The organism is Corynebacterium sp. HMSC076C10, assembly GCF_001812455.1.
Classification (GTDB): Bacteria; Actinomycetota; Actinomycetes; order Mycobacteriales; family Mycobacteriaceae; genus Corynebacterium; species Corynebacterium jeikeium_D.
The window spans coordinates 1-882 of sequence record NZ_KV809135.1 but is presented as its reverse complement, the minus strand read 5'-3'; the positions used below and the strand labels follow the sequence as shown (position 1 = coordinate 882).

General features: G+C 51.7%; 1 rRNA gene. It reads left to right on the top strand.

Annotated elements, in window-relative coordinates:
* Positions 1 to 498 (top strand): 16S ribosomal RNA (locus HMPREF2857_RS06825); the annotation flags it as partial.
* Between the last annotated feature and the right edge of the window lie 384 nt (positions 499 to 882).

Sequence of the window (882 nt, the reverse complement as noted above, 5' to 3'; positions counted from 1 at the left end):
GGTGCATGGTTGTCGTCAGCTCGTGTCGTGAGATGTTGGGTTAAGTCCCGCAACGAGCGCAACCCTTGTCTTATGTTGCCAGCACGTTGTGGTGGGGACTCGTAAGAAACTGCCGGGGTTAACTCGGAGGAAGGTGGGGATGACGTCAAATCATCATGCCCCTTATGTCCAGGGCTTCACACATGCTACAATGGTCGGTACAGTGGGTTGCCAGTCCGTGAGGGCGAGCTAATCCCGCAAAGCCGGTCTCAGTTCGGATCGGGGTCTGCAACTCGACCCCGTGAAGTCGGAGTCGCTAGTAATCGCAGATCAGCAACGCTGCGGTGAATACGTTCCCGGGCCTTGTACACACCGCCCGTCACGTCATGAAAGTCGGTAACACCCGAAGCCAGTGGCCTAACACATTTTGTGGGGGAGCTGTCGAAGGTGGGATTGGCGATTGGGACGAAGTCGTAACAAGGTAGCCGTACCGGAAGGTGCGGCTGGATCACCTCCTTTCTAAGGAGATTATTTTTTCTTTGTGTCATGTGTCATCGTGTTGGTGGCGTGTGGCTATTTTTTGTTTTTTGGGTGGAACACCTACTGGTTAGATCACTGAAGTGGTGGTCTGCGCGTGCGTGTGATGACTTTAAGCGTTTGTGCTTTCCTTTGGTGTTGGTTGGTTGTTGGTGCGCTGTTGGGTGTCTGGGATGACACATGTTGTTGTTCCTGTTTACAGGTTGCTGCGTGCTGCGGGCAGGCTGCTGTTGTGGTGGTTTGTTGTGTGGTGTGTGGGTGTTGTGTGAGAACTGGATAGTGGACGCGAGCATCTTGTTTTTCTGTAAGTTCGATTTTGTCAAGCAGTTTTTCTGTTTGTGATTGTTCTTAGTTATTTGTTTGTGT